The organism is Flavobacterium sp., assembly GCF_044348915.1.
Taxonomy (GTDB): domain Bacteria; phylum Bacteroidota; class Bacteroidia; order Flavobacteriales; family Flavobacteriaceae; genus Flavobacterium.
This window is the reverse complement of sequence record NZ_JBIKRX010000117.1, coordinates 1-6,774: the sequence shown is the minus strand read 5'-3', so window position 1 is coordinate 6,774 and position 6,774 is coordinate 1. Positions and strand designations below refer to the sequence as shown.

6 protein-coding genes are annotated in these 6,774 nt (G+C 35.7%); 3 read left to right on the top strand and 3 right to left on the bottom strand.

What is annotated here, in order from left to right:
- Positions 1-158: 158 nt before the first annotated feature.
- The 3 genes from ACIQ1E_RS13285 to ACIQ1E_RS13275 all read right to left on the bottom strand — a co-directional run bounded on the left by ACIQ1E_RS13285 (position 159) and on the right by ACIQ1E_RS13275 (position 4,008).
- Positions 159-365 carry a hypothetical protein gene (locus tag ACIQ1E_RS13285; RefSeq protein ID WP_315145271.1) on the bottom strand — a complete coding sequence of 69 codons (207 nt, stop codon included), beginning with the start codon at positions 363-365 and terminating at the stop codon, positions 159-161.
- 219 nt (positions 366-584) lie between these two features.
- A complete protein-coding gene (locus ACIQ1E_RS13280; protein ID WP_396171794.1) occupies positions 585-2,723 on the bottom strand; it encodes a S46 family peptidase in 2,139 nt (712 codons plus the stop codon).
- A gap of 40 nt (positions 2,724-2,763) precedes the next feature.
- Entirely contained in the window at positions 2,764-4,008 is a 1,245-nt protein-coding gene (locus ACIQ1E_RS13275; protein ID WP_396171793.1) for a 3-deoxy-D-manno-octulosonic acid transferase, read from the bottom strand.
- Between the two features lie 152 nt (positions 4,009-4,160).
- Here ACIQ1E_RS13275 and ACIQ1E_RS13270 point away from each other — a divergent pair, with 152 nt between their 5' ends.
- The 3 genes from ACIQ1E_RS13270 to galE are packed head-to-tail and all read left to right on the top strand — an operon-like array spanning position 4,161 to position 6,766.
- The gene (locus ACIQ1E_RS13270; RefSeq protein WP_396171792.1) at positions 4,161-5,294 is read left to right on the top strand and encodes a DegT/DnrJ/EryC1/StrS family aminotransferase; all 1,134 of its coding nucleotides are present in this window, start codon (positions 4,161-4,163) and stop codon (positions 5,292-5,294) included.
- Between the two features lie 2 nt (positions 5,295-5,296).
- Positions 5,297-5,743, top strand: a complete 447-nt coding sequence (locus tag ACIQ1E_RS13265) for a nuclear transport factor 2 family protein (RefSeq protein ID WP_396171791.1) — start codon at positions 5,297-5,299, stop codon at positions 5,741-5,743.
- 9 nt (positions 5,744-5,752) lie between these two features.
- The gene (gene galE, locus ACIQ1E_RS13260; RefSeq protein ID WP_396171790.1) at positions 5,753-6,766 is read left to right on the top strand and encodes a UDP-glucose 4-epimerase GalE; all 1,014 of its coding nucleotides are present in this window, start codon (positions 5,753-5,755) and stop codon (positions 6,764-6,766) included.
- The last annotated feature ends 8 nt before the right edge of the window (positions 6,767-6,774 follow it).

Genomic DNA, 6,774 nt, shown 5'->3' with positions numbered 1-6,774 from the left:
ACTATTTATTGAAAAAAGCCATTACAATTTTTGTTAATGGCTTTTTTGTTTTCCTACAAATAGGCTAATGTTGGATCTAGATTTGTGTGAAATTTAGTTCAAACAAAAGCAAAAAAAAGCCACGCAATGCGTAGCTTATTTTTTTCTGTAATTTAGAATTACTTAGCAGGTGCAGCTTCAGCAGCAGGTGCAGCAGCAGCAGCAGTATCAGCTACAACAGCAGCAGTATCAGCTACAACAGCAGCAGTATCAACAGCTACAGCAGTAGTGTCTACAGCCTCAGCAGCAGGAGCTTCTTCAGCTTTTTTACATGATACAACAGTTAAAACAGCAACAACAGCTAAACTTAAAAGTACTTTTTTCATCTTACTTAATTATAAAAGGTTAATTATTAATTCGGGGCAAAGATATAAATTTTTTAATAGTTAAAATATTTTTTCATTATTTTTTTCATTTTTTTTTTGCGGCTGAACTTCTGATATAATTGCAACTAGGATGTTTTTATGAATAATTATGGAAACAAATTACAATTTTTCTCAAAATATCTCCCCAAAGAAAAAATTTATTGAATTCTTTTTAATGTATTATTTTTTTGGATGAACTAATTTCAATTCATTTATTAAATTATTTGCGCCCGCATATTTATCCATAATGAACAATATGTAGCGTACATCAACCATAATATTTCTACAGATGCTAGGATCGTAATAAATATCACTCATAGTTCCTTCCCAAACTCTATCAAAATTGAGCCCGATCAAATTCCCTTTTGCATCGAGTGCCGGACTTCCAGAGTTGCCGCCAGTCGTATGATTCGTGCCAATAAAACAAACTGGCATTTTACCATTTTCAGCATACGGGCCATAATTCTTTGTTTTGTATAAATCGATTAGTTTTGCAGGGACATCAAATTCGTAATCGCCTGGAATGTATTTTTCCATAATACCATCCAAGTAGGTTTTCGAAGTATATATAGTTCCGTCTTTTGGCGCATATCCTTTTACTTTTCCGTAGGTCACCCTGAGTGTACTATTGGCATCAGGAAAGAGTCTTCCATCGTTGTTTAATTCCAATTGCGCTTTCATATAGGTTCGCTGCAAAGCCGAAATTTTCAAATTGATTTCTTCGTATTTTGGGGCAACGTCTTTCAGATATTTTTCAGAGATGTTTTTTACTAGAATATACCCTTTATCCGAATTTAAATTGGCCAAAACCGTTTTCGAATCGCCAGTAAGCAATGTTTTTAGGCTGTTATAATCGACTAATTTAGATTGTCCGTATATTGCTGTAGCTAAATCAGAGGCATTGATATTTACTAATTGACTTGGTAAAAATGCTGCAGGCACTTTTGTGGCATACAATTGAATCAATTGTTCGAAAACTTTTTGGTCAACATTGGGGTTAAAATCTTTATAATACCCGGCTAATCCATTAAGTAAATTGTTTTTTCTATCGGTAAAAGCTTGCTCTCCTTTAGTATAATAAATTTGTTCTAATTGGTATAATGTGTACCCGCCACTCAACAATTCGGTATTTCTAAGAACAACTTCAGAAAAATAATCTCTTGCCAAGGCATAAGGAGCAATTTCAGCATAGTTTTTGTCAAAATCAGTCATTAAATTGCCATATTCAGCTTGTTTTCCAGCTTTTACCACTTTTTCTTGAAATGCGATTTCTTGATTTTTTTTAATAGCTACGGCATCTGATTTTTTCAAACCTTGGGTTTCTCCAATCCATTTCTTCCAATAATTGGCAATGCTGGCATATTTTGACGCATATTGAATTTTGATGGCATTGTCTTTTCGCATAAATCCATCGGCTACCTTCAATGCTTGGTCTCTGATTTCGATTTTGGCTGGATTCAATTCGTTTGCAATTTGGGCGATCGCTACTGAAGGTAAATATTCATTTGTTTTCCCAGGATAACCAAAAACCATTGTAAAATCATCGTCTTTTACGCCATCCAAAGAAATGGGTAAAAAATGTTTGGGAGTATAGGGAATGTTGTCCTTTGAATAAGTTGCCGGTCGATTGTTTTTGTCAGCGTAGATTCTAAACAACGAAAAATCACCATTGTGTCTTGGCCAAACCCAATTGTCAGTATCGGAACCAAATTTTCCGATAGAGGATGGTGGAGCTCCAACCAAACGAACATCTTTAAAGGTTTCGGTCACAAAAAGCATATATTGATTGCCCTCGTAAAACGTTCGAATCTTATTTTCTTGCCAGCTTTCTTTTGGCAAAGAAGCACTTAAAACAGAGATATTGTCTTGTATTTTCTTTTGTTTTTCGGCTTCAGAAGTCAAATTTGCCGTACCTTCCAAAACTTTTGAAGTTACATCTTCAATTTTTACGATGAAAGTTACCACCAAATTCTCGTTGGGTAATTCGTCTTCCATTTTATAAGCCCAAAAGCCATTGGTTAAATAATCATGTTCTAGAGTTGAATGTTTTTGAATGGCACCAAATCCACAATGATGGTTGGTTAAAATTAGTCCTTTTGGAGAAATCACTTCAGAGGTACAACCGCCATTAAAATGCGGAACAGCATCCTTCAAACTCGATTGATTGACATCATAAATGTCTTTTACAGACATTTTCATTCCTAAACTTTTCATTTCTTTCTCGTTCATTCCTTGTAAAAGGGAAGGAATCCACATCCCACCTTGTTGGGCTTGCATTTGAATGACAAAGAAAAATAAGAGCAATTTTAAAATTTTCATAGTATTGGATTTAGGTTGTAATTTATTGGGGATATTATATTTAGTCTTCCGAAATGTGTTTTAGAATAATAGAAGTTGCTCCTTTGTTCATTTGTACAAAAGTGCTGCAAATATGACCTTTTTCGTGACGTATGTCTTCGTTTCTAAGTAAATTCGATAAAGCATCTGAGAGCTCGTTTTTGTTGGCAATAGAACTACAGCCTCCCATATTTACTAAAGCGGTAGCTTCTGCAAAATGGCTGAAATTAGAACCAATAACAATCGGAACGCCAAAAGTAGCAGGTTCCAAGATATTATGAACGCCGGGATTGCCAAAACCGCCGCCAACGTAAGCAATATCTGCATAACTGTAAATCTTAGTCAGAATTCCGATGGTGTCGATAATGAAAACATCAAAATCTTGTAGGGACAGGTCGTGACCTGTCCCTACATCTGAAAATAAAACCACTTTTTTAGAAATAGAATTCTTTAATTCCTGAATTTGTTCGCTTTTGATATTGTGAGGTGCAATGATAAACTTAACTTTTTCATTTGTTTGATTGATGAAATCGACTAATAAACTTTCGTCTTTTGGCCAAGAACTCCCAACAACAATGGTTAATGTGTCGTTTTTGAATGCTTCTATAAAGCCTAAAGTATTGTCTTTTTCTAAAATGGTAGCCACTCGGTCAAAACGCGTGTCTCCCGAAACGGCTACATTGGTTTTTCCTAATTGCAATAATAGTTTTTTTGAACTTTCGTTTTGAACAAAAAAGTAAGTGAATGTTTCCAATGCTTTTCTGTAAAATCCACCGTACCAATTAAAAAACAGTTGGTTTTCTCTAAAAATTCCGGAGATCAAATACGTAGGCGTTTTAAGCTTTCGAAGTTCGTTCAAATAATTGGGCCAATATTCGTATTTGATGAAGAAAACTAAATCTGGATGCGCTAGATTTAGAAATTGCTTTGCATTTTTTTTGGTATCCAAAGGCAAGTAAATCGTAACATCGGCAACAGCATTGTTTTTTCTAACCTCATAACCCGAAGGAGAGAAAAATGTAACCAAGATTTTATGAGCTGGGTATTTTATTTTTATTTTTTCGATAACGGGCAATCCTTGCTCGTATTCGCCTAATGAAGCAGCGTGAAACCAAATAGTTTTGTCTTCAGGCTTAATTTTGGAAGCTAAAATATCAAAAACAGGCGTCCGTCCATCGACAAAAAGCTTCATTTTTGGGCTGAAAAAAGCGATGATTTTCAATAAAAAACTCGCAATTTGAACGATTATATTGTAGATAAAAAGCATATTAAAAATTTTCTGCCGTAAAAATACGGTTTCTTTTAAATATCTATAAAATCATTCTTGTAAAATCCCTATTTTTGTGGTGAATTTTAACTTTGTTCGGCTTTCGAAAGTAAAGCAAACTAGGTTTAAATTGAACATTAAAAAAAGAGTAAATGAAAAAAATACAAATGGTTGACCTAAAAAGTCAATACGATAAAATAAAAGACGAGGTAAATCTCTCCATTCAAGAAGTTTTAGATACTAACACTTACATTAATGGGCCTAAAGTTCATCAATTTCAAAAAAATCTCGAAGATTATCTTGGAGTTAAACATGTAATTCCCTGTGCCAATGGGACAGATGCTTTGCAAATTGCAATGATGGGATTGGGATTGCAACCGGGCGATGAGGTGATCACTGCCGATTTTACTTTTGCTGCAACTGTCGAAGTGATCGCGTTGTTGCAATTGACGCCAGTTTTGGTCGATGTCGATATGGTAAATATGAACATTTCTATCGAGGCTATCAAAAAAGCGATTACACCAAAAACTAAGGCTATTGTGCCAGTGCATTTATTTGGTCGCGCGGCCAATATGGAAGCGATTATGACAATTGCAACAGAGCATAATTTGTTTGTAATTGAAGATAATGCACAGGCAATAGGTGCTTACTGTAAGTTTTCTGACGGAACGAAAAAGAGAGCAGGAGCAATAGGTCACGTAGGAGCAACTTCATTTTTCCCTTCTAAAAATTTAGGATGTTATGGCGATGGTGGAGCGATTTTTACCAACGACGATGCTTTGGCACATACCATTCGTGGAATTGTAAATCACGGAATGTACGAGCGTTACCATCACGATGTGGTTGGAGTTAATTCAAGGTTAGACAGTATTCAAGCGGCAGTTTTGAATGCTAAACTACCATTGTTAGACCAATACAATGCGGCACGACAAAATGCTGCTCGAAAATACACAGCGGCACTTATCGATCATAAAAATATTATAGCGCCAATCATTTGCGATGTTTGTGATTGCCACGTTTTTCATCAATATACCCTTCGAATTGTTGATGCAGACAGAAATGGTTTGATGCAGCATTTGCTAGAAAAAGGTATTCCTTGCGCGATTTATTACCCAATTCCGTTGCATTCTCAAAAAGCATATCTTGATTCTCGTTACAAGGAAGAAGATTTTCCAGTTACCAATCAGTTGGTAAAAGAGGTAATTTCGTTGCCAATGCACACCGAATTGGATGATGAACAAATAAAATTTATAACAGACAGCGTTTTGGAATTTTTAAACAAATAATTATGAGACATTTCAAGGTAATTGTTGCGATGTTTTTATTTCAATTCTCAGGCTGGGCGCAAGATAAAACAGTAAGCAAAGATGAAGCTGTGATAGCTTCACAAGTTGAAATTTTGCGTCAAGGATTAATGACTGCAGATGGATCAAAACTAGCTGCTGTAACCGCAAGTGCTTTAAGTTACGGGCATTCCGGCGGCAATATCGAGAATCAATCGGCATTTATCGACAATGTTGTGAAAAAGAAATCGAATGTAGTTTTATTAGAATTTCAGAGCCAGACTATTTCCATTGTAGGAGAAACTGCAATTGTGAGACATATTTTCTTATCTCGTGCCAAAGATGGTGGAGTTGACAAGGAAACCAAAATTGGAGTAATGCAAGTTTGGCAAAAACAAAAAAAACAATGGTTGATGATAGCGAGACAAGCTTATAAATTACCAACACCTTAAAAAATATATATGAAAATTTTAGTAACTGGAGGCTTAGGTTTTATCGGTTCACATACCGTTGTTGAACTGCAAAATCAAGGTTTTGAAGTAGTGATTATAGATGATCTATCGAATTCTTCGGAAGAAGTTTTAAAAGGAATTGTTGCTATCACGAACAAAAAACCACTTTTTGAAAAGTTGGATTTGCGCGAAAAAGGGAAAGTTCAGGAATTTTTCAAAAAACATCGAGATATTTCGGGAGTAATTCATTTTGCGGCATCCAAAGCAGTGGGCGAAAGTGTTGAAAATCCGTTGTTGTATTATGAAAATAACATCAACAGTTTGGTTTATTTGCTTCAAGAATTGCAAAAATTACCAGAAGCCAATTTCATTTTTAGTTCGTCTTGTACAGTTTACGGTCAAGCCGAAAAAATGCCCATTACAGAAAATGCTTCTATTCAACTTGCAATGTCTCCATACGGAAACACCAAACAGATAGGAGAAGAGATCATAACAGACACAGCGAAAGTAACCAATATCAATGCGATTTTGTTGCGTTATTTCAACCCAATTGGAGCACATCCATCTGCTGAAATAGGCGAATTGCCAATTGGAGTTCCACAAAATTTAGTACCGTTTATTACCCAAACTGGTTTCGGGTTACGAAAAGAATTATCGGTTTATGGCAATGATTATCCAACATTAGACGGAACAGCAGTGCGCGATTACATTCACGTAGTCGATTTGGCGAAAGCGCACGTTATAGCGATGAAACGTTTGTTGGATAAAAAGAATTTGGACAAAGTTGAGGTTTTTAATTTGGGAACAGGAACAGGAAGTACAGTTCTAGAAGTGATTCAGGCTTTCGAAAAAGTTAGTGGACAAAAACTTCCTTATAAAATCGTGGCTCGGCGAGAAGGAGATATAACTTCGGCTTATGCCAATACGGATAAAGCGAATGATGTTCTGGGCTGGAAAGCTGAATCCACATTAGAACAGGCTATGGAAAGCGCTTGGAAATGGGAACAGAAGGTTAGAAGTTAGAATTTGTG